This is a genomic window from Fulvimonas sp. R45, from assembly GCF_030504985.1.
GTDB lineage: Bacteria > Pseudomonadota > Gammaproteobacteria > Xanthomonadales > Rhodanobacteraceae > Rhodanobacter_A.
Window position 1 is genome coordinate 100,510 of the sequence record NZ_JASERU010000011.1, and the last position, 18,747, is coordinate 119,256.

Sequence of the window (18,747 nt, forward strand, 5' to 3'; positions counted from 1 at the left end):
ATGGGTGGCGCGCGCCGTCGGCGCCGGGGATCGCGCACGCTGCGGCCAGCCGTTGCGCCCGTCCCGTGTCCGCGTAGCATGCGACCATGCCCTGCCCGCAGCAAGCGAGGAAGCCCGTGAGACCGGCCATCGTCCCGGCGCGCCGCGGCGCGCGTTCCGTTTCCCTGTGCGCGGGGTGCGCGTGAGCTGGCAGGCCTGGGCGACCGTGGCCATCGTCGCGGCGGCGATGGCGCTGTTCGCCAGCGAGAAGCTGCGCATCGACCTGGTCGCGCTGCTGGTGCTGGCGGCGCTGGTGGTGCTGGGTATCGTCAGCCCGGCCGAGGCGCTGAGTGGCTTCAGCAACGAGGCCACCGTCACCGTGGCGGCGATGTTCGCGCTGAGCCTGGGCATCGAGCGTTCCGGCGCGCTGGACCCGCTCACCCGCCTGCTCTCGCGGATCAGGCGGCCATGGGTGCTCACGCTGGCAATGATGCTGGCAATCGCGCCGATCGGCGCCTTCGTGAAGAACATCGCGCTGGTCGCCACCTTCCTGCCGCTGGCGCTGCGCGTGTGCCAGCGCACCCGGACCTCGCCGGCGCGGGTGCTGATGCCGATGGCCTACGCGGCGCAGATGGGCGGCGTCTGCACGCTGATCGGCACCTCGTCCAACCTGCTGGCCGACAGCCTGGCGCAGAAGCACGGCCTGCAGGCCTTCGGCGTGTTCGAGTTCGTGCGCCTGGGCGCGGTGCTGGCCGTGGTCGGCATGGCCTACCTGATGCTGGTCGGCCGCTGGCTGCTGCCGCGCCACGTCGATGCCGAACAGCCGGTGCAGGCCGACGTGGGCAAGTACGTGACCGAGCTGGAGGTGCCCGCCGGTTCGGCGTTGATCGGCCAGAGCTTCGCCGAGGCGAGGCTGGGCGAGACGTACGGCGTGTATCCGCTGGAGCTGCTGCGCGGCGAAAAGCACATGTGGTCGCCGCGCTCGCAGGAGATCGCCGCGGGCGACGTGCTGCTGGTGCGCGGCGACTGGGACAAGATCGAGGACTTCCGGCGCCAGGCCGACCTGCGCAACGCGCCGGAAAGCCGCTACGTGAAGGACGACGACCACGCCCGCGTGATGGTGGAGCTGATGGTGGCGCCGGCCAGCGCGGTCGAGGGCCGGCGTGTCGGCGAGACCGGCATCGGCTGGCGCTACGACGCGGTGGTGCTGGCGATCCACCGGCGCGGCCAGGTGCTGCGCGACAAGCTCAGCGACGTCAGCTTCGCCGTCGGCGACGTGCTGTTGGCGCTGGTCGACGAGAAGGCGCTGGCGAACCTGCGCAACGACGAGGCCTTCATCGTGCTCGGCCAGCGCGACGAGATGCGCCGCACGCCGCGCAAGGCGATCTACGCGGTGGGCATCATGGCGGCCGTGGTGGTCGCTTCGGGCCTGCGCTGGCTGCCGATCCCGATCGCCGCGATCTGCGGCGCCACCGCGATGGCGCTGGCCGGGTGCTTCGGGCGCAAGGACGTCTACGAAGGCATGGACTGGAAGATCATCATCCTGCTCGGCGCGATCCTGCCGCTGGGCATCGCGATCGAGAAGACCGGGTTGTCGCATGCGCTGGTGCGGCTGGGCATGGACCTGGTCGGCACGCACGGGCCGCTGGCCGCCCTGCTGATGGTGTACCTGCTCACCGCGCTGCTCACCGAGTTGATGGGCCACAACCCGTCGGTGGTGCTGATGGTGGGCATCGCCGCGTCGGTGGCCGGCGCGATGCACGTCGACCCGCGCCCGTTCGTGGTGGCGGTGGCGTTCGCCGCGGCGACCTCGTTCGCCACGCCGGTGGGCTATCCGACCAACACGATGGTGTACTACGCCGGCGGCTACCGCTTCACGGACTTCATGAAGGTGGGCATCCCGCTGATCCTGGTGTTCTGCGCGCTGTCGATGTGGCTGATCCCGCACTTCTGGCCGTTCCATCCCGCGGCCGGCCGCTGAATGGCGCGTCAGCCGCGGCCCTGGTAGCCGCTCAGGGCCAGGTGCAGCAGCGACTTCATCTCCTCGCGCAGCGGCAGCGGCGCCACGATCTCCGCGTCGGGGCCGTACTTCAGCACGTCCATCAGCAGCTCCTTCGAGTTGGAGTAGGGCAGCTGCAGTTCGTAGCGGCCGTCGGGCAGCCACGCGCCCTTCTGCTGCGAATGCCAGTGTTCGTCGGCCACCCAGCGCGCGGCATGCTGGGAGAAGCGGATGGTGGCCCAGGCCTTGGGCGCGCCGGCGAAGATGCCGTAGCTGGAGGCCAGCGCGTCGTTGAGCTGCGCCTCGGGCACGTCGAGCGCGGGCTCGTCCAGCGCCTGCGGGTCGGCGATGCGGTCCACCGCGAAGCTGCGCAGCGCCTCGCGATCGTGATCCCACACGTCGAGGTACCAGTTGTCGCGGTAGTGGGTGAGCCGCTGCGGCGACACGGTGCGGCGGCTGTCCGCGTTGGTGGTGCGCGCGCGGTAGCGGAAGCGCAGGCGCCGGCGTTCCAGCACCGCGCCGGCCACCACGCGGAACACGTGCTGGTCGAGCTTGCGTTCGCCCCAGGCGATCACGCGGATGCGCTCCACCGGCAGCGCCTTGCCGCTGCCCTGGTCGGACAGCAGGTGCTCGATGCGCGCCTTGAACGGCGCCAGCGCGCCGGCCAGCACGCCGGGGCCGCTGCGGCCGATCAGCTCGTTCAGCGCCAGCAGCGCGGCCAGTTCGTCCGAGGTCAGCCACAGGCCGGGCAGCTCGAAGCGCTCGCCCTCGCGCTGCTCGTAGCGGAACGCGGCGTGCTCGCCACCGGCGCTCTCGATCGGCGCGCCCAGCGCGTCGCGCAGGAAGGCGATGTCGCGGTACAGCGTGGCGCGCGAGCATTCCAGCTCGTCCATCAGCTTGGGCAGCGGCACGGGGTAGTGCGCCGACTTCAGCACGCGGTGCAGGGTGAGGATGCGCTCGTAGCGGTCCATGGCGGGGGTCGGAAGCGTGGGCCCGCCTAGCATGGAGACGGTGCGCCCCGGCTGCAAGTCGGCGTCGGCGAGGTGGACATCGCGTCGTCGATCCGTGTTCAATCGATGGACGGCCGCCACCACCGGCCGCGGCGAAACACCAGAGGATGCCGATGCCCGAGCCAATCCGCCCCGCACCCGGCTGGATCGCGACCGCACTGCGCACGCTGGCCGCCTGCGGCTACGGCGTCTGGATGCTGCTCGGCCTGGGGCTGGCGCTGGGCATCTACAGCATCGGCCGCGGCGAGGCCCTGGTGCCGCTGTTGCTGGGAGCGGTGTTCGTGAGCCTGGGCCCGCTGCTGGCCAGCCTGGGCATGCCGGCGCTGCGCGGCTGGCGTGGCTGGCGGCTGGAGCGCGGCCTGCGGCCGGACCGCGACGCGCTGCTGGCGCTGGCGTGCTACCTGCCGGTGTTCGGCGTGGCCGGGCTGGTGCACGGCAGCAACGATTTTTGGGCCACCCGCCTTGCCGCCGTGGCGCTGACCGCCGGCAGCCTGGCCTGCGTGGTCTATGCGCGGCGCGAGCGTGCCATCCGCCCGTCCGCCCTGGTCGGGCCGCTGTCGCTCGACCGCGCGGTGGCCGCCTGCTACGGCGGCGGGCTGTGGCTGCTGCTGTGCGTGGTCTCGCAGGACCCGGCCGCGCGCATCGGCGGCAACCGCGACTGGATCATCGGCCTGCTCCTGCTGGCCCTGCTGCTGGGCCTGGTGGAGGGCATGCGCTGGCAGGCGCTGGCCGGGTCGCGGCGACGCAACCGCTGGTGGCGGCAGCGCTACCTGGGCGCGCTGTTGACCTACGCGGTGCCCTGCGTGGCCCTGCTGGCGACCCACTTCACCGTCGACGACCGCTGGCCGGTGCTGATCGGGGCGCTGGCCTGCGTGCTCGGGCGCAGCATCGAGCGGCGCCTGTACCGCGCCGCCGCCCCGCGTCCCGCGCCGACGATGCAGGCCGGCTGACCGGGCGTGTTCACGGCGTATTCAAGCCGTCCCGTTAAGGTGCGCGTTCAACAGCGTTTTAACAAAGCAAGGACCGTCCCCATGAAGAAACTCCTGCTCGCCAGCCTGGTGCTCGCCGCCACCGGTTGCTTCGCCGCGCAGGCCCAGGACACCTCGGGCACCCAGCAGGCCAACGGCAGCTGGACCGGCTCGGGTGAACTCGGCTTCGCGTCCACCACCGGCAACACGCGCTCGCAGAACCTGGACGCCAAGCTGGGCCTGAACCAGGAAAACGCGCAGTGGAAGAACAGCTTCTTCCTCGACGCGCTGCGTTCCAAGAGCCAGGTGAAGATCGTCGACAGCAACGGCGACACCCTCAAGAAATACAACACCACCGCCAACCGCTATGACATGGGCGCTTCGGTGGGCTACAAGCTCGACCCGCGCAGCTACATCGTGGGCGCCGGCCGCTACGAGCACGACCAGTTCGGCGCCAACCGCTGGCAGGCGATCCTCTCGATCGGCTACGGCTACATCGCGCTGAAGACGCAGCGCACCGAGCTGTCGTTCGAAGTCGGCCCCGGTTACAAGGAATACCAGCCGGCCGACACCACCATCACGGTGAACGGCGTCAGCACGCCGTACCACCAGGACCGGCAGAAGGAAGTGGTGCTGCGCGGCCTGGTCAACTACAAGTACCGGCTCACCGACAACACCACGTTCGAGAACACCTTCCTGACGGAATCGGGCTCCAAGGACAAGTACTTCCAGGACGACGCCGGCCTCGCCGTCAGCATGACCAAGAAGCTGTCGCTGAAGGTGGGTTACGAAGTGCGCCACCACAGCTCGGTGCTGCCCGGTGTGAAGAAGACCGACACGCTGGCCACCACCAACGTCGTCTACAACCTCTGACGCACGCCCGCGGTCCGCGGTTGCCCGAAAGCCCCGGCTCCAGGCCGGGGCTTCTTCGTTTTCCGCCTAGTGGCCCAGCAGCCGGCCCGCGCCCTGCGCGAACAGCGCCGCGGCGACTTCGCGGCCCAGCGCTTCGGCGTGGTCCTGCGCGGCGTGCGCCTCGGCGCGCAGCAGGCGGCCGCTGGCCGCGTCGCCCACCAGGCCGGCCAGGTGCAGGCCGCGTTCGGTCACCGTGCACCAGGCGCCCACCGGTACCGTGCAGCTGCCGCCGAGCGCGTGGTTCATCGCGCGCTCGGCGCTCACCGCCAGGCGCGTCTCGGCGTCGTCCAGCACGGCCAGGTGCTCCAGCACGGCCGGGCGGTCGGCGCGCGCCTCGATTGCGATCGCCGCCTGCCCCGGCGCTGGCAGCCAGTCCGGCGCGGCCAGCCGGCTGCGGATGCGTTCGCCCAGGCCCAGCCGTTCCAGCCCCGCGCAGGCCAGGACGATCGCGTCGTAGTGGCCGGCGTCCAGCTTGGCCAGCCGCGTGCCCACGTTGCCGCGCAGGTCGAGCAGCTCGAGGTCCGGCCGTGCCGCGCGCAGCTGCGCCTGCCGCCGCAGCGAGGACGTGCCCACGCGCGCGCCGTGCGGCAGCGCGGCGAGGTCGGCGTGGTGGTTGCTGACGAACGCGTCCGCCGCGTCCGCGCGCGGCAGCACCGCCGGCAGCGCGAAGCCGGGCTCCAGTTCCGCCGGCACGTCCTTCAGCGAGTGCACGGCGAGGTCGGCATGGCCTTCCAGCATCGCCACCTCCAGTTCCTTGAGGAACAACCCCTTGCCGCCGACGGTCGCCAACGACCGGTCGAGGATCTGGTCGCCGCGCGTGGTCATCGGCACCAGTTCCACGCGCAGGTCCGGATGCGCCGTGCGCAGCCGCGCCGCCACGTGCTCGGCCTGCCACAGCGCGAGCGGGCTCTGGCGGGTGGCGATGCGCAGGGTGGGGACGGTCATGGCGGCTCCGCGGCGGAAGATCGGCGGCCATTGTCGCGCAGATGCCCGCGCCGTGTGGCCGTCCGCGGTGCGTGTCAGCCCATTCGCAGCAGCCGGCGTACCGCCGGCAGATTGCGACGGCTCACCTCGGGGCTGAAGTCGGTGCCGGCGAGACGGGCCAGCGCGCGGCCGTCGGCGAGGGGCTTCAGGCCGACCAGGCGCGCCTGCGGCACCAGGCAGTTGCGGTGCAGGCGCACGAGCTGCTCGGGATAGGCGTCTTCCAGCTGGCGCAGCGAGTCGTCGATCAACAGCTCGCCGCCGGTGTGGCGCACCAGCACGTACTTTTCCTCGGCGAGCAGGCAGATCACCTCGCCCAGCGCCACGCGCACCTGCTCGCCGCGCACGCGCGCGTGCAGGTAGCCGGCCGGTTCGCGTGGCGCGGCGTCGAGGCGGCGCGCCGCGCGCTGCAGCGCCTCACGCAGGCGCTCCAGCCGCACCGGCTTCAGCAGGTAGTCCACCGCGCCCAGCTCGAAGGCGGTGATGGCGTGGTTCTCGTAGGCGGTGCAGAACACCACCAGCGGCCGCGGCCGGCCGGCCAGGCGCGCGGCCAGCGCGGTGCCGTCGAGGCCGGGCATGTTGATGTCGAGCAGCAGCAGGTCGGGCTGCAGTCCGGCCAGCGCGTCGAGCGCGGCTTCGCCGTCGCCGACGCTGCCGGCGAGTTCGGCGCCCTCGCACTCGCCCAGCAGCGCGGCCAGGCGGGTACGCGCCAGCGGTTCGTCATCGGCGATCAGCACGCGCATCGTCGTCCTCCCCCGGTTCCAGCGGCAGCCGCAGGCGCACCACGAAGCGGCCGTCCCGCGGCCCCGCCTGCACCTGCGCGCGCGCGCCATAGCGGAAGGCCACGCGCTGGCGCACGTTGTCCAGGCCGTGGCCGTTGCCGCCGCGCGCGGGCACGGGCGGCAGCGGGTTGTCGACCGTGATTTCGACGAAGCCGCCGTCGCACCGGCCGGCGAGCACGATCTCGCCGCCCCCGCGCAGCGGCTGGATGCCGTGGCGCACCGCGTTTTCCACCAGCGGCTGCAGCAGCAGGCGCGGCAGCGGGAAATCCGCCGGCGCCGCGTCGAGGTCGCGGTGCACGCGCAGGCGTTCGCCCAGGCGCAGCTGTTCGATCGCCAGGTAGCGCTCGACCAGCGCCAGCTCCTCGCCCAGCGTGCCGTCGCGCGAACCGTGCTGGCCCAGCGCGGCGCGGAACAGTTCGGCGAGATCCTCGATGGTGCGCTCGGCCGCGGCCGGGTCCACCCGCACCAGCGCCGCCACGGTGTTCATGCTGTTGAACAGGAAGTGCGGGCGGATGCGCGCCTGCAGCGCTTCCACCTGCGCGTGCGCCACCGCGGCCAGGCGGGCCTGCCACTGCGCCAGCACGTAGAAGTAGCGCAGCATCGCGGCGCCGAGCAGGGCGGCGATCAGCGCGCCGTCGCGCACGAAGCGCAGGCCGCCGCCGCGGACCAGCTGCAGCTGCAGCGCGCCGTCCAGCCACTGCGCCACCGCGCAGGCCAGCGCCACCAGCAGCACCATCAGCAACCACACGCCGGCATACGGCCAGCGTCGCGGCAGGCGCTGCAGCAGCGGCGCCAGCTTGCACAGCGCCACCGCCAGCAGCAGCGCCAGCCAGGCCACGAAGGCCATGCCGACGCTGAACGCGCGCCAGTCGCGCTGGCCGTCGGGCGCCAGCCACATCACCGTCACGGTGAGCGCGCCCACCACGAACAGCGCGAACAGCGCGGGCAGGCTGCAGAAGTCCGGCAGCGGGGCGCGTTCGGGGCGGGGCGGAGGCGCTTCGCTCATGCGATGGCGGCCTGGTCGGGTATGTGCCGCGCGATGGGTTCAAGCCCCTCTCCCGTGGGGAGAGGGGTTGGGGTGAGGGTTCGGTATCGCCGCCACGTCCTGCTTTGCCCGCACCCTCTCCCGGCTGCCGCCACCCTCTCCCGGGGGGAGAGGGATTCACTAGCCACGTTTGGCACGAAAAGCATCCGCCTGGCAGTCGCCGGCGTGGCGTTTCCGTGGCGTTTCGTGTGGACTCCCCTCATGCGGCGAAGTATGCCGCAGCACCTGCTTCAACCGGCGAGCCGGCGGCCCAGCCAGTGACGCAGGTCGCCGATTTCCTGGGGGCAGACCGCGTGCGCCATCGGGTAGGCGTGCCAGTCCACCGCGTAGCCCAGCGCCTCCAGCCGCGCGCGGGCGTCGGCGCCGCGCGGCGGCGCCACCACCGGGTCGAACGTGCCATGGGCCTGGAAGACCGGGGTGGCGGCGTTGGCCGCGCTGCGCTCGGTGTCCAGGCTGTCACCCAGCACCAGGTAGGTGGACAGCGCCACGATGCCGGCGAGCCGGCGCGGATGGCGCAGCCCCGCGGCCAGCGCGATCGCGCCGCCCTGCGAGAAGCCGGCCAGCACGATGCGCTCGTCCGGCACGCCGCGGTCGTTCTCGCGGGCGATCAACGCTTCGGTGGCTTCGATCGAGGCGCGCATGCCGGCCGCGTCCTGGCGCGCGTGCAGGTCGAAGTCGGCGATGTCATACCACGCGCGCATCGGCATGCCGCCGTTGACCGTCACCGGCCGCACCGGCGCATGCGGGAACACGAAGCGCACCGGCGGCCAGCCCGGTGCCGCCAGCTCCGGCACGATCGGCGCGAAGTCGTGGCCGTCGGCGCCCAGGCCGTGCAGCCAGACGATGCTGTGGGTGGGGTTCGGCGCGGTTTCGTGTTCGACGGCGGGGAGCAGGGCGGACATGGCGGGCATCGGGGCGGAAAAGCGCACAGCTTAGCGCGAGCCGTGCGGCCGGCCGGCTGTGCAGTCGCCCGGCTTCCCCCGCGCGGCGGGGGAAGCGCGGAGCCTCAGGCGGCCGCGACCGCCCGCGCCAGCGCACGCTGGTGCGAGGCGTGGATGGTGTCGCGCTCCGGCGTGGTGCCGGCGGCGAGGTGGGCGATCCACTCGTCGGTGGTCACCACCGCGGCGTAGCGCGACTGTTCCACCACCGCGAACACGCGGTGGATCTCCTCGGCGGTGGCGGAGCCGGCGCGGTTGGCATAGGGCACGCTGCCGGAGGCGTCCACCAGGAATTCCACCTGCAGGCCCGCGTCGAAGGCGTGCTTGATGGTGGTGTCGTTGCAGTTGTGCGTCATGTAGCCGGCCACCGCCAGAGTGTCGATGGCGTGCGCCTCGAGCCACTCGCCGAGGTCGGTGCCGGCGAAGGCGCTGGGCAGGGTCTTGCGCAGGTAGTGATCGCGCGGGCGGCTGGCGACGACCTCGTGCAACTGCCAGCCGCGCGAGCCGGTGGCGAACAGTGGCGCGTCGACCGGCGAGGACTGCTGCGCCACGATCACCGGGATGCCGGCGGCGTGCGCGGCGTCCATCGCGCGGCCGATGTTGCGCAGCGAGTCGGCCACCGGCGGGTACTGGATGCGCAGGCCGCCGGTCTCGTATTCGTTCTGCACGTCGATCACGACGAGGGCGCGGCGCGGAAGCTGGGACGGCGTGGTCATGATGATCTCCCTGGGGATGAAGGGCGGTATGCCCCGGCGAAGACATGATCCGCCCCCGCCGGCTGCGACCGGGAGTGGCCCGAATGACAATTATGGTTATGATCAGGCCAATCTCGATGGAGCGGCGGCGATGACGAAGATGCGCGTGGCGGTGGTGGCGTTCGACCTGATCCGGCCGTTCCACCTGTCGGTGCCGTGCGCGGTGTTCGGCGACACGGCGGGTGGCGACGCGCCGCTGTTCGACGTGCGCGTGTGCGCCGCCGAGCCGGGCGAGCTGCGCGCGCAGGCCGGTTTCGGCATCGATGCCCGCTACGGCCTGCGGGAGCTGGCGCGGGCCGACATCGTGGTGGTGCCCTCGTGGCGCGACCCGGACGAGATCCCGCCGGCGCCGCTGCTGGCCGCGTTGCGCCGCGCACATGCGCGCGGCGCCCTGGTGGTGGGCCTATGTCTGGGCGCCTGGGTGCTGGCCGCGGCCGGCCTGCTCGATGGCCGCCGCGCCACCACGCACTGGCGCTGGGCCGCCCGATTCGCCGAACGCTATCCCGGCGTGCGTGTCGATCCGAACGTGCTGTACGTGGACGAGGGCGACGTGCTCACTTCGGCCGGTACCGCCGCCGGCATCGACTGCTGCCTGCACGTGATGCGTCATTACCTGGGGGCGGATACCGCAGCCCGCGTCGCGCGCATCCTGGTGGTGCCACCGCACCGCCAAGGCAGCCAGGCGCAGTACATCGAGCAACCGGTGCTGGCCACCGCGCGCGACACGCCGCTGACGAAGACGCTGGCGTGGGCGGCGCGCCATCTCGATGCGGCGCACAGCCTCGATTCGCTGGCCGCACGCGCGGCGATGAGCCGGCGCAACTTCACCCGTCACTTCCGCCGGCACACCGGCACCACCGTGGGCCAGTGGCTGCTGTCGCAGCGGCTGGCGCTGGCCCAGCGCCTGCTGGAAACCACCGCGCAGCCGGTCGAGCGTGTCGCCGAACGGGCCGGCTTCGGCACGCCGCTGTCGCTGCGCCAGCACTTCGCCGCCGCGTTCAATACCACGCCCTCGATGTACCGACGGGAGTTCCGGGGCGGGTGAGGGTGTGGACAGGCGTGCTGCGCACGAGTCCGTCACTGGACTCCGGCTCTTCGACGGCTGGAAAGCCTCGCCGCTTCCGCCCGTCATTCCGGCGTAGGCCATGAACTCCTCCCCCTGCGTGCAGGGGGAGGTTGGGAGGGGGTCACGCTTTGGCTTTCAAGCCAAGAGCACCCCTCCCCAACCCTCCCCTGCACGCAGGGGAGGGCGCCTTTTGCCCCGCCCTCGAGGCAGACGGGCTGTCTTCGTCGCGCTCCGTTTGCCGACCTTTGGCGCAAGCGCTTGACCGACATCAACAACTATTCCGGCCTGCGCCGGAATGACGGCGAGGGAGATGAAGCGCGAGGCAAGACGAAGCGTCCGGCCACGCTGGAGAAAGCGAGGGCATGACAGGCTGCGGCATTCCCTCCGCAGGCGAGCGGGCGCTGCGATCCGTGCAACGAACGGCAGAAAGCCCGCCGCAGGCGAACAGCCGAGCTATCACGCCAGCCTACTTCCCGCGCGGCAACCCCAGCTCCTGCGCGAAGAACGTCAACATGATCGCGGTGTTCCCCACGCGCTGCGAGAACGGTGCGCCGATGCCGTGCCCGGCGTTCATGCGCGTGAGCAGCAGCACCGGTTGCCGCGACGTCGTGGCGGCCTGCAGCGCGGCGGCGAACTTGCGCGACTGCCACGGCGCCACGCGCGGGTCGTTGGCGCCGGTGGTCATCAGCACCGCCGGGTAGGCGACATGCGGCTTCACGTTCTGCAGCGGCGAATACGCCAGCGTGGCCTTGAACTGGGCGGGGTCGTCGATGCTGCCGTACTCGGGGATGTTGTAGGCGCCGTTGGCGAACTCGGTCTCGTGGCGCAGCATGTCGTAGATGCCCACCATCGAGACCACCGCGCGGTAGTCGCCGGGGTGCTGCACCAGCGAGGCGCCCATCAGCAGGCCGCCGTTGCTGCCGCCGAGGATGCCGAGGTGCGCGCGGTCGGTCCAGCGCGCGGCGAGCAGGGCCAGCGCGGCGGCGTGGAAGTCGTCGAACACGTTCTGCTTGTCGAGCTTCTGGCCCTGCGCGTGCCATTGCTGGCCGTTCTCGTTGCCGCCGCGGATGTTGGCGAAGGCCAGCACGCCACCGCGCTCCAGCCAGGCCAGCTCCGGGCCGACGAAGTGCGGCGCGGTGGGGATGTCGAAGCCGCCATAGCCGTAGAGGATGGCGGGGCGGCGGCCGTTCGGCGCCACGTCCTGCATCGCCAGCACGGTGACCGGGACGCGGGTGCCGTCCCTGGACAGGCCGTCGATGCGGTAGCTGCGCACCTTCGAGTAGTCGGCGGCGGGCTTCACCTCGAACACGGTCTTCAGCGTGCCGCTGGCGGCGTCGTACTCGGCCCAGCGCGAGGGCAGCGTCCAGCCGCCGTAGGCGATCAGCGCCCGCGGTTGGCCGTGCTCGGCGGCGATGCCGCCGATGCCGATGTCGTGCGCGGGGAGGTCGAGCCGGCGCACCAGCCGGCCGCCGTCGTCGTACTGCTCCACCCACCAGTCCGGGCCCCAGCTGCGCACCACCAGGAAGCCGTCGGCCACCGGCGCGATGTCCTGCACGGCGCCGTTGCGCTGGTCCAGCAACGGCGTGGCCTTGCCGTCCGCGTCCACGGCCAGCAGGCGGCCGCGCGGCGCGCCGGCGAAGCTGGCCACCACCAGCCGGTCGCCGACCCAGGCGGCGGTGCGCACGTTCGCGTCCCCGCCCAGCACCTTCTTCCAGTCGGCGCCGTCGCGCAGCCAGACCTCGGCCGGGCCGCCGTCGCCGGCATTGGCCAGCACCGCCAGCCGCTTCGCGCCGGGCGAGGCCAGCAGGCGGTACTCGGCCACCTTGGAGTAGTCCTTGCCGAACACCACCGCATCGGCCGTGGCGGGGTCGCCGAGCACGTGGTGCACCAGCGCGGCGTGGAATTGCACCACCGCCTGCCCCGCGGGCGGCGGCGGGAAGCGCACGTAGGTGAAGCCGTGCTCGTCGGCGTCCCAGGCCACGCCCTGCGGCGTGGTGCCGCCGCCGGCCCAGGGCAGCGCGTCGGGCAGGGTCTTGCCGCTCTGCACGTCGAGCACGTGGAGCGTGGTCAGCTCGCTGCCGCCCTCGGCGGTGCCGTAGGCGAGGTAGCGGCCGCTGGGCGAGGGCCAGTAGCCGGTGATCGCGGTGATGCCGCCGTTCGCGTTGAGGTCCACCAGCACGCGCGGCTGGCCGTCGGGCCAGGGCTGCGCGATCAGCTGCGGTTGCGGCTGCGGCGGGGTTTCCTGCAGGTAGAACAGCGTGCCGCCGGCCAGCAGCGGGCCGGAGCGGGTGGTGGAGGTGATCGCCAGTTGCCGCACGCGCGCAGTCATCGCCTTGCCGTCGGGCATCGCTGCCAGCACGCTTTCGGTATACGCGTTCTGCGCCTTGATCCAGGCCTGCACGGCAGGATCGCCGGGGTTTTCCAGCCAGCGGTACGGGTCGGGCACGGTGACGCCGTGGATCACGCTGGAGGCGTCGTGCCGCGGCGTGGCCGGCGGCTTGGGCGCCTGCCGCGCCGGTGCCGCGAAGCAGACGGCCAGGGCGAGCAGGGGCAGGTGGCGCAGACGCGGCATGGGGCACTCCGGCGTGGAACGGGCGGTTTGCGAGGGTAGCGCGCCGCGTGCGCGGCGGGAAAGGCGACTGTTGGCGCTTGCCTGCCTGCCCCGCTTGGTTATGCTGCCCCGTTTTCGACTGGAGTAGCCCCATGCGCCGATTGCTGCTTGCCGGCCTGGCCGCCTTCGCCGTGCTGCCCGCCGCCGCGGTGGCGGACACGGCGCCGGCGTCCGGCCCGCTGGACCTGGACACCATCATGGCCAGCCCGGACTGGATCGGCCAGCCGGTGGAAAGCCCGTACTGGAGCGTGGACGGCCGCAGCCTCTACTACCGCGTGAAGCGGGACGGCAGCCCAGTGCGCGACCTGTACCGCGTCGACCCGGCCGGCGGTGCCGCGACGAAGCTCGACCCCGCCGCGATGGCGCAGGCCGACGGCCCCGCGGTATACGACCGCGCCCACGCTCATGCCGCCTTCGTGCTGCACGGCGACGTGTTCCTGGTCGACCTGGCCAGCGGCCGCCGCGTGCAGGTCACGCGCACGCCGCAGGAGGAATCCGCGCCGCAGTTCTCCGCCGACGGCCGCGCGCTGCAGTTCCGCGACGGCAACGACTGGTACGTCTACGACCTCGCCAGCGGCGTCACCGCGCCGGCAGCGGTGCTGAAGTTCGCCGACGACCCGCAGGCGAAGCCGCCCGGCGCGCTGGAACGCGAGCAGCTGCGCCTGTTCAAGACCCTGCGCGAGATCAAGGCCGACAAGGACGCGCGCGTCGCCGCGCGCCGGGCGCTGGACGCCGCCGACGCCAGCCGCGCACCGCGGCCGTTCTGGCTGGGCGACAAGATCGTGCCGCTGGATACCGAGCTGTCGCCCGACGGCCGCTGGATGCTGGTGATCACGCGGCCCGCCGGCAGCGACGACGGCAAGGCGCCCGAGGTGATCCACTACGTCACCGATTCCGGCTACACCGAGGCGGAGAAGGCGCGCACTTACGTCGGCCGCAAGGATCCGGCGCCGCAGTCGCTGCTGCTGCTCGACCTCGCCGCGCACAAGACCTGGCCGCTGTCGACCGACGGCCTGCCCGGGATCAAGGACGACCCGCTGAAGGCGATCCGGGCGCGCACCGTGGCCGCGCTGGAGAAGGCCGGCCACGGCGACGAGGCCAAGGCGCTGAAGGCGCCGGACGTGCGCCCGGTCACCATCGCCAACGAAGGCAGCGGTGGCGGCATCGCGTGGAGCGCGGACGGCCGCGAGGCCGCCGTGCAGTTGCGCGCGATCGACAACAAGGACCGCTGGATCGCCACCGTCGACTTCGCCTCGCACACGCTGGTGCCGCAGGACCGCCTGCACGACGACGCCTGGATCAACTGGAGCTTCAACGACTTCGGCTGGCTGAAGGACGGCCGCACGCTGTGGTACCTCAGCGAGGCCAGCGGCTGGTCGCGGCTCTACGCCAAGCCGCTGGACGGCAAGGCGAAGGCGCTCACCGGCAACGGCACGTTCGAGGTGAGCCAGCCGCAGCTCAGCCCGGACGGCCGCTGGTTCTACCTGCTGGCGAACAAGACGGCGCCGTACAGCTACGACGTCTACCGCGTGCCCTCGAGCGGCGGGGCATTGAGCCGGGTCACGCAATACGAGGGCGTGGACGGCTTCGCGCTGTCGCCCGACGGCGCGCAACTCGCCGTGCTGCACTCGGCGCCGTACCTGTTCAGCCAGCTGGCGGCGCAGCCGGCCGCCGGCGGCGCGCCGCGCGAGCTGACCGACACCATGAAGCCCGCCTTCACCGCGCGCCACTGGATCCAGCCGCGGTTCGTCGCGGTACCGTCCTCGCACGGCGCCGGCGTGGTCTACGCCAAGTACTACGGCCCGGCCGACGAGACCGACGCGCCCGCCTCGCGCCCCGCGGTGATCTTCGTGCACGGCGCCGGCTACCTGCAGGACGTGTCGAAGCAGGCCACCTACTACGTGCACGAGCAGCTGTTCCACAACCTGCTGGTGCAGCAGGGCTACGTGGTGCTGGACATGGACTACCGCGGCTCCGCCGGCTACGGCCGCGACTGGCGCGACGCCATCTACCGCCGGATGGGCCACCCGGAACTGGAAGACCTGCTCGACGGCAAGGCGTGGCTGGTGAAGCACCACGGCGTCGACCCGAAGCGCGTCGGCGTGTACGGAGGCAGCTACGGCGGCTTCATGACCGAGATGGCCCTGCTGCGCGCCCCGGGCGAGTTCGCCGCCGGCGCCGCGCTGCGCGCGCCCGCCGACTGGACCACCTACAACCACGAGTACACCTCGAACATCCTCAACGACCCGCAGCTCGACCCCGAGGCGTACCAGGCCAGCTCGCCGATCGAGTACGCGGCCAACCTGCGCGACCCGCTGCTGATCGAGCACGGCCTGATCGACGACAACGTGATGGCCAGCGACTCGATCCGCCTGTACCAGCGCTTCGTCGAGCTGCACAAGAAGAACTTCTGGATCTCGCTGTACCCGCTGGAACGCCACGGCTTCGAGCACGCCGACGACTGGTACGACGAGTACCGCCGCATCGACGAGCTGTTCGACACCTACGTGAAGCCGGTGCGCTGAACCTCGGCCGCCGTCGCGCCCGGTCGGGCGCGGCGGCGGCGTTTTGCCCTACCATCGGGCGATGACGATGCCCATTTCCACGCCCCCGAACGAGGCCCGCCGCGGCAGCCTGGCCTGCGTGGGCCTGGGCATGACCCTGGGCTCCCACCTCACGCCGCTGGCGCGCAGCCATATCGAACAGGCGGACGTGGTGTTCGCCGGGCTTTCCGACGCCATCGTGGAAGTGTGGCTGGGCCGCATGCACCCGGACGTGCGCAGCCTCCAGCCCTACTACGCGGAGGGCAAGTCGCGGCTGAAGACCTACCGCCAGTGGGTCGGGCTGATGATGGCCGAGGTGCGCGCCGGCAAGCGCGTCTGCGGGGTGTTCTACGGCCACCCGGGCATCTTCGCCTGGTCGCCGCACAAGGCCATCGAGGCCGCCCGGGCGGAAGGCTTCCAGGCGCACATGGAACCGGGCATCTCCGCCGAGGACTGCCTCTACGCCGACCTGGGCATCGATCCCGGCCGCTATGGCTGCCAGCATTTCGAGGCCAGCCAGCTGCTGTTCTACCGGCGGCGCATCGAGAACACCGGCTACCTGGTGCTGTGGCAGGTGGGGCTGGTGGGCGACCGCTCGCTGGGGCGCTTCCGGACCGGGCCGGCCTACCGGCAGGTGCTGGTGGACCTGCTCGCCGAGGACTACCCGCTGGACCACGAGGTCCTCATCTACCGGGGCGCCACCTTGCCGATCCAGCCGCCGCGCATCCGGCGCATCGCCCTGCGCGACCTGCCGCAAGTGGCGCTGACCGCCGAGGAAACGGTGGTGCTGCCGCCAGCCGAGCCCATGCGGCTGAACCAGGCCATCCTGGACCGGTTGGACGCGTTGGACCGGCTGGAGGCACATGCCAAAATGTGAATCAGTCGACATAATGTGCCATTGGCAGTGCCTCTTTGGGGAAAGCAGTCCGCACTGGCTTGAATGACGGACACCGGTATGGCCGGTGCCCGGCAACGTTGCACGACCATCACGGGAACGGGGGAAAGACCATGGCAGACACCATCGATCTGCTGGAAACCATCGGCAGTGACGCCACGCTGCGGCACGCTTCGGCTGGGGAACTGGGCGACATGCTGGAACGGGCGCAAGCCTCAGCGGCGCTCAAGGCGGCGGTGGCCTCCGGCGACAGCGCCATGCTGTCGACGGAGTTCGGGAACAAGGCAAATCAAGTGCCCGAGTCGGTGCAGAGCCCGGCACACGAAGAGGAAGAGGAAGAAGAAGAGGGCAACGAACCAGCCCCCGAAAAATAGACGACGGATATGTCCGGCCCGCTGAGCCGTATCTGCATATGGCCTGTCGTGATGGCCATAGGGTGGTGCGCGCTAGTGCGGGCCCATGCCGCTCCGGTTCCCACCGAAGACCCGGCCCGGTTTTTGAGCCAGGCGGAGAGCCTGAGTACCGCAGACCATCCGCGATTCCTTCAAATGCTGAAGGAGATCCGGCGGGGGGCTTTGCCTTTGACCACAAGTGAGCAATGGCATCTGCGTTACCTCGAAGCCTGGGAGACCATGTATGAGGGGAACTACGCCAGATCGCAATTCCAGCTTCGCGAGATCATCGACACGTCAGGCGATAAGACGCTGGCCATCAAGGCCTCGGCGCTGCTCTTGAGCAACCTGGCAGCCAGCCGGCGTTACGAAGAGGCCTACGCGCTGGCGAATCGCCTGACGATGGATTTGCCGCAGGTCAAGGACCCGCAAGCCCGGTTCATGCTGTTGATGAACCTGTCGCAGATGCTGGACTTCGCTGGTCAGGCCCGTCTCGCGATTCAGTATGCGCGCATGATGGAGAGTTCCATTCCTGCGGGAGAAACGCTTTGCCGTCCCTACTACCTGCAAGCCGCGGCATTGTTCAACGGCAAGCGACTCTCATCCAGCAGCCCGGAACTGCGGCGCGCTATCGACGTCTGCGAGACTGCCAAGCAGCCGATTTACGCCGATGCCCTTTGGCTGGTGTTGGACAGCCTCTACCTGAGAGAGGGGCGACCTGAAAAGGCATTGGCCCTGCTTGATCAGGTTTCCCCCGATATCCGCATCAACCGCTATTACCCGCATGTGTTGTCGGCGCAGGTAAAGCGCGCGCAGGCCTATGCGAAGCTGGGGCGCGACGGCGAAGCCAAACAGGCCGCCCTCGCCGCGGTGGCGATGGGTCACCCCGAGGACGTCAACGAACGATTGATGCAGGCCTACGAGGTGCTCTATCAGATCGAAAAGCGGCAAGGGCACGCCGCGGCGGCGTTGAACTACTACGAACACTACGCAGCCCAGGACAAGGGCTACCTCAACGACGTCAGCGCGCGGGCGCTGGCCTACGAGACGGCCCAGCAGCACCTGCTGGCGCAAAAGCTCGAGACGGAGAAGCTGAGCCGGCAGAACAAGATCCTGCGCCTGCAGCAGGCGCTGAACGCCAAGGCGGTGGAAACCGGCCGCCTGTACATCGTGTTGCTGCTGCTGGCGCTGGCGTCGGTGGTGTTCTGGCTGCTGCGGCTGAAGCGCTCGCAGCTGCGCTTCAAGAAGCTGTCCTGCCAGGACGGCCTCACGGCGATCTGCAACCGCCAGTATTTCATGGGCGAGGCCGAGCGCGTGCTGCGCCTGCTGGAGAAGCGGCAGGGCGTGGCCTGCCTGATGTTCATCGACCTGGACCATTTCAAGCGCATCAACGACACCCACGGCCACGCCACCGGCGACGCGGTGCTGCGGCATGCCGTGGCGCTGTGCCGGCAGCAGCTGCGCCCGGCCGACCTGTTCGGCCGCCTGGGCGGCGAGGAGTTCGGCATCCTGCTGGCCGATTGCCCGCGCGAGCGGGGGCGGACGGTGGCGAACCGCATCCGCGCGGCGATCGACGCCTCGCCGCTGCAGAGCGAGGGCTTCGTCGTCGCGTATTCGGCCAGCGTGGGGCTGGCCTGCACCGACATCTTAGGCTACGGCCTGCAACGCCTGTGTCGGGAGGCCGACGCCGCGCTGTACCGGGCCAAGCGCGGCGGACGCAACCGCGTGGTCGCCGACGGCGGCGACGGCGCCCTGGCGGAAGCCTGAGAGCCTGAACAGATGGTATGGACGCCTCCCCCTACGCTCCGACCGGAGCGAGCGGAGGAGTGGACCCTCCGGGCCAACGGCATCAAGGTGCTCAAGGCGTGGTA

The 18,747-nt window shown here is 71.1% G+C and carries 15 protein-coding genes; 8 read left to right on the plus strand and 7 right to left on the minus strand.

Annotation, left to right across the window (positions count from 1 at the left end):
- Positions 1–181: 181 nt before the first annotated feature.
- Positions 182–1,960: an SLC13 family permease gene (locus QMK61_RS11560; RefSeq protein ID WP_302072361.1), complete on the plus strand. Its 1,779-nt coding sequence runs from the start codon at positions 182–184 to the stop codon at positions 1,958–1,960.
- 8 nt (positions 1,961–1,968) lie between these two features.
- On the opposite strand, the gene QMK61_RS11565 is transcribed toward QMK61_RS11560, so the two are convergent.
- On the minus strand, positions 1,969–2,949 hold the full coding sequence (locus QMK61_RS11565; protein WP_302072362.1) for a YafY family protein: 981 nt from the start codon (positions 2,947–2,949) through the stop codon (positions 1,969–1,971).
- A gap of 152 nt (positions 2,950–3,101) precedes the next feature.
- Here QMK61_RS11565 and QMK61_RS11570 point away from each other — a divergent pair, with 152 nt between their 5' ends.
- Together QMK61_RS11570 and QMK61_RS11575 are read left to right on the plus strand one after the other, a co-directional pair.
- Positions 3,102–3,938 carry a hypothetical protein gene (locus tag QMK61_RS11570; RefSeq protein ID WP_302072363.1) on the plus strand — a complete coding sequence of 279 codons (837 nt, stop codon included), beginning with the start codon at positions 3,102–3,104 and terminating at the stop codon, positions 3,936–3,938.
- 81 nt (positions 3,939–4,019) lie between these two features.
- Entirely contained in the window at positions 4,020–4,829 is an 810-nt protein-coding gene (locus QMK61_RS11575) for a DUF481 domain-containing protein (RefSeq protein ID WP_302072364.1), read from the plus strand.
- Between the two features lie 66 nt (positions 4,830–4,895).
- Here QMK61_RS11575 and hemC read toward each other — a convergent pair whose 3' ends face one another.
- The 5 genes from hemC to QMK61_RS11600 all read right to left on the minus strand — a co-directional run bounded on the left by hemC (position 4,896) and on the right by QMK61_RS11600 (position 9,330).
- Entirely contained in the window at positions 4,896–5,813 is a 918-nt protein-coding gene (hemC, locus tag QMK61_RS11580) for a hydroxymethylbilane synthase (protein WP_302072365.1), read from the minus strand.
- A gap of 74 nt (positions 5,814–5,887) precedes the next feature.
- The gene (locus QMK61_RS11585) at positions 5,888–6,592 is read right to left on the minus strand and encodes a LytTR family DNA-binding domain-containing protein (RefSeq protein ID WP_302072366.1); all 705 of its coding nucleotides are present in this window, start codon (positions 6,590–6,592) and stop codon (positions 5,888–5,890) included.
- Positions 6,570–7,637, minus strand: a complete 1,068-nt coding sequence (locus QMK61_RS11590; RefSeq protein WP_302072367.1) for a histidine kinase — start codon at positions 7,635–7,637, stop codon at positions 6,570–6,572. The genes QMK61_RS11585 and QMK61_RS11590 overlap by 23 nt, the downstream gene beginning before the upstream one ends.
- A gap of 269 nt (positions 7,638–7,906) precedes the next feature.
- Complete coding sequence (locus QMK61_RS11595; RefSeq protein WP_302072368.1) at positions 7,907–8,578, minus strand: alpha/beta fold hydrolase; 672 nt, start codon at positions 8,576–8,578, stop codon at positions 7,907–7,909.
- A gap of 104 nt (positions 8,579–8,682) precedes the next feature.
- Entirely contained in the window at positions 8,683–9,330 is a 648-nt protein-coding gene (locus tag QMK61_RS11600; RefSeq protein ID WP_302072369.1) for a cysteine hydrolase family protein, read from the minus strand.
- A gap of 130 nt (positions 9,331–9,460) precedes the next feature.
- Between QMK61_RS11600 and QMK61_RS11605 the strand changes: the two genes are divergently transcribed.
- A complete protein-coding gene (locus tag QMK61_RS11605) occupies positions 9,461–10,414 on the plus strand; it encodes a helix-turn-helix domain-containing protein (RefSeq protein ID WP_302072370.1) in 954 nt (317 codons plus the stop codon).
- A 487-nt stretch (positions 10,415–10,901) separates the two neighbouring features.
- On the opposite strand, the gene QMK61_RS11610 is transcribed toward QMK61_RS11605, so the two are convergent.
- On the minus strand, positions 10,902–13,007 hold the full coding sequence (locus tag QMK61_RS11610) for a prolyl oligopeptidase family serine peptidase (protein ID WP_302072371.1): 2,106 nt from the start codon (positions 13,005–13,007) through the stop codon (positions 10,902–10,904).
- Between the two features lie 131 nt (positions 13,008–13,138).
- Here QMK61_RS11610 and QMK61_RS11615 point away from each other — a divergent pair, with 131 nt between their 5' ends.
- The 4 genes from QMK61_RS11615 to QMK61_RS11630 all read left to right on the plus strand — a co-directional run bounded on the left by QMK61_RS11615 (position 13,139) and on the right by QMK61_RS11630 (position 18,643).
- Positions 13,139–15,571: a prolyl oligopeptidase family serine peptidase gene (locus tag QMK61_RS11615; RefSeq protein WP_302072372.1), complete on the plus strand. Its 2,433-nt coding sequence runs from the start codon at positions 13,139–13,141 to the stop codon at positions 15,569–15,571.
- Positions 15,572–15,638: 67 nt separating this feature from the next.
- On the plus strand, positions 15,639–16,466 hold the full coding sequence (locus QMK61_RS11620) for an SAM-dependent methyltransferase (RefSeq protein ID WP_302072373.1): 828 nt from the start codon (positions 15,639–15,641) through the stop codon (positions 16,464–16,466).
- A gap of 131 nt (positions 16,467–16,597) precedes the next feature.
- Entirely contained in the window at positions 16,598–16,858 is a 261-nt protein-coding gene (locus tag QMK61_RS11625; RefSeq protein WP_302072374.1) for a hypothetical protein, read from the plus strand.
- A gap of 174 nt (positions 16,859–17,032) precedes the next feature.
- Positions 17,033–18,643, plus strand: coding sequence for a GGDEF domain-containing protein (locus QMK61_RS11630; RefSeq protein WP_302072375.1), 1,611 nt, complete (start codon positions 17,033–17,035; stop codon positions 18,641–18,643).
- Positions 18,644–18,747: the final 104 nt, after the last annotated feature.

What these genes read in the sequence shown, in the direction of transcription:
- QMK61_RS11620 (WP_302072373.1), top strand. Translation starts at nt 15,639, where the DNA reads ATGCCCATTTCCACGCCCCCGAACGAGGCCCGCCGCGGCAGCCTGGCC.
- QMK61_RS11615 (WP_302072372.1), top strand. Translation starts at nt 13,139, where the DNA reads ATGCGCCGATTGCTGCTTGCCGGCCTGGCCGCCTTCGCCGTGCTGCCC.
- QMK61_RS11605 (WP_302072370.1), top strand. Translation starts at nt 9,461, where the DNA reads ATGACGAAGATGCGCGTGGCGGTGGTGGCGTTCGACCTGATCCGGCCG.
- QMK61_RS11585 (WP_302072366.1), bottom strand. Translation starts at nt 6,592, where the DNA reads ATGCGCGTGCTGATCGCCGATGACGAACCGCTGGCGCGTACCCGCCTG.
- QMK61_RS11570 (WP_302072363.1), top strand. Translation starts at nt 3,102, where the DNA reads ATGCCCGAGCCAATCCGCCCCGCACCCGGCTGGATCGCGACCGCACTG.
- QMK61_RS11630 (WP_302072375.1), top strand. Translation starts at nt 17,033, where the DNA reads ATGCTGAAGGAGATCCGGCGGGGGGCTTTGCCTTTGACCACAAGTGAG.
- QMK61_RS11625 (WP_302072374.1), top strand. Translation starts at nt 16,598, where the DNA reads ATGGCAGACACCATCGATCTGCTGGAAACCATCGGCAGTGACGCCACG.
- QMK61_RS11595 (WP_302072368.1), bottom strand. Translation starts at nt 8,578, where the DNA reads ATGTCCGCCCTGCTCCCCGCCGTCGAACACGAAACCGCGCCGAACCCC.
- QMK61_RS11565 (WP_302072362.1), bottom strand. Translation starts at nt 2,949, where the DNA reads ATGGACCGCTACGAGCGCATCCTCACCCTGCACCGCGTGCTGAAGTCG.
- QMK61_RS11590 (WP_302072367.1), bottom strand. Translation starts at nt 7,637, where the DNA reads ATGAGCGAAGCGCCTCCGCCCCGCCCCGAACGCGCCCCGCTGCCGGAC.
- QMK61_RS11610 (WP_302072371.1), bottom strand. Translation starts at nt 13,007, where the DNA reads ATGCCGCGTCTGCGCCACCTGCCCCTGCTCGCCCTGGCCGTCTGCTTC.
- QMK61_RS11600 (WP_302072369.1), bottom strand. Translation starts at nt 9,330, where the DNA reads ATGACCACGCCGTCCCAGCTTCCGCGCCGCGCCCTCGTCGTGATCGAC.
- hemC (WP_302072365.1), bottom strand. Translation starts at nt 5,813, where the DNA reads ATGACCGTCCCCACCCTGCGCATCGCCACCCGCCAGAGCCCGCTCGCG.
- QMK61_RS11575 (WP_302072364.1), top strand. Translation starts at nt 4,020, where the DNA reads ATGAAGAAACTCCTGCTCGCCAGCCTGGTGCTCGCCGCCACCGGTTGC.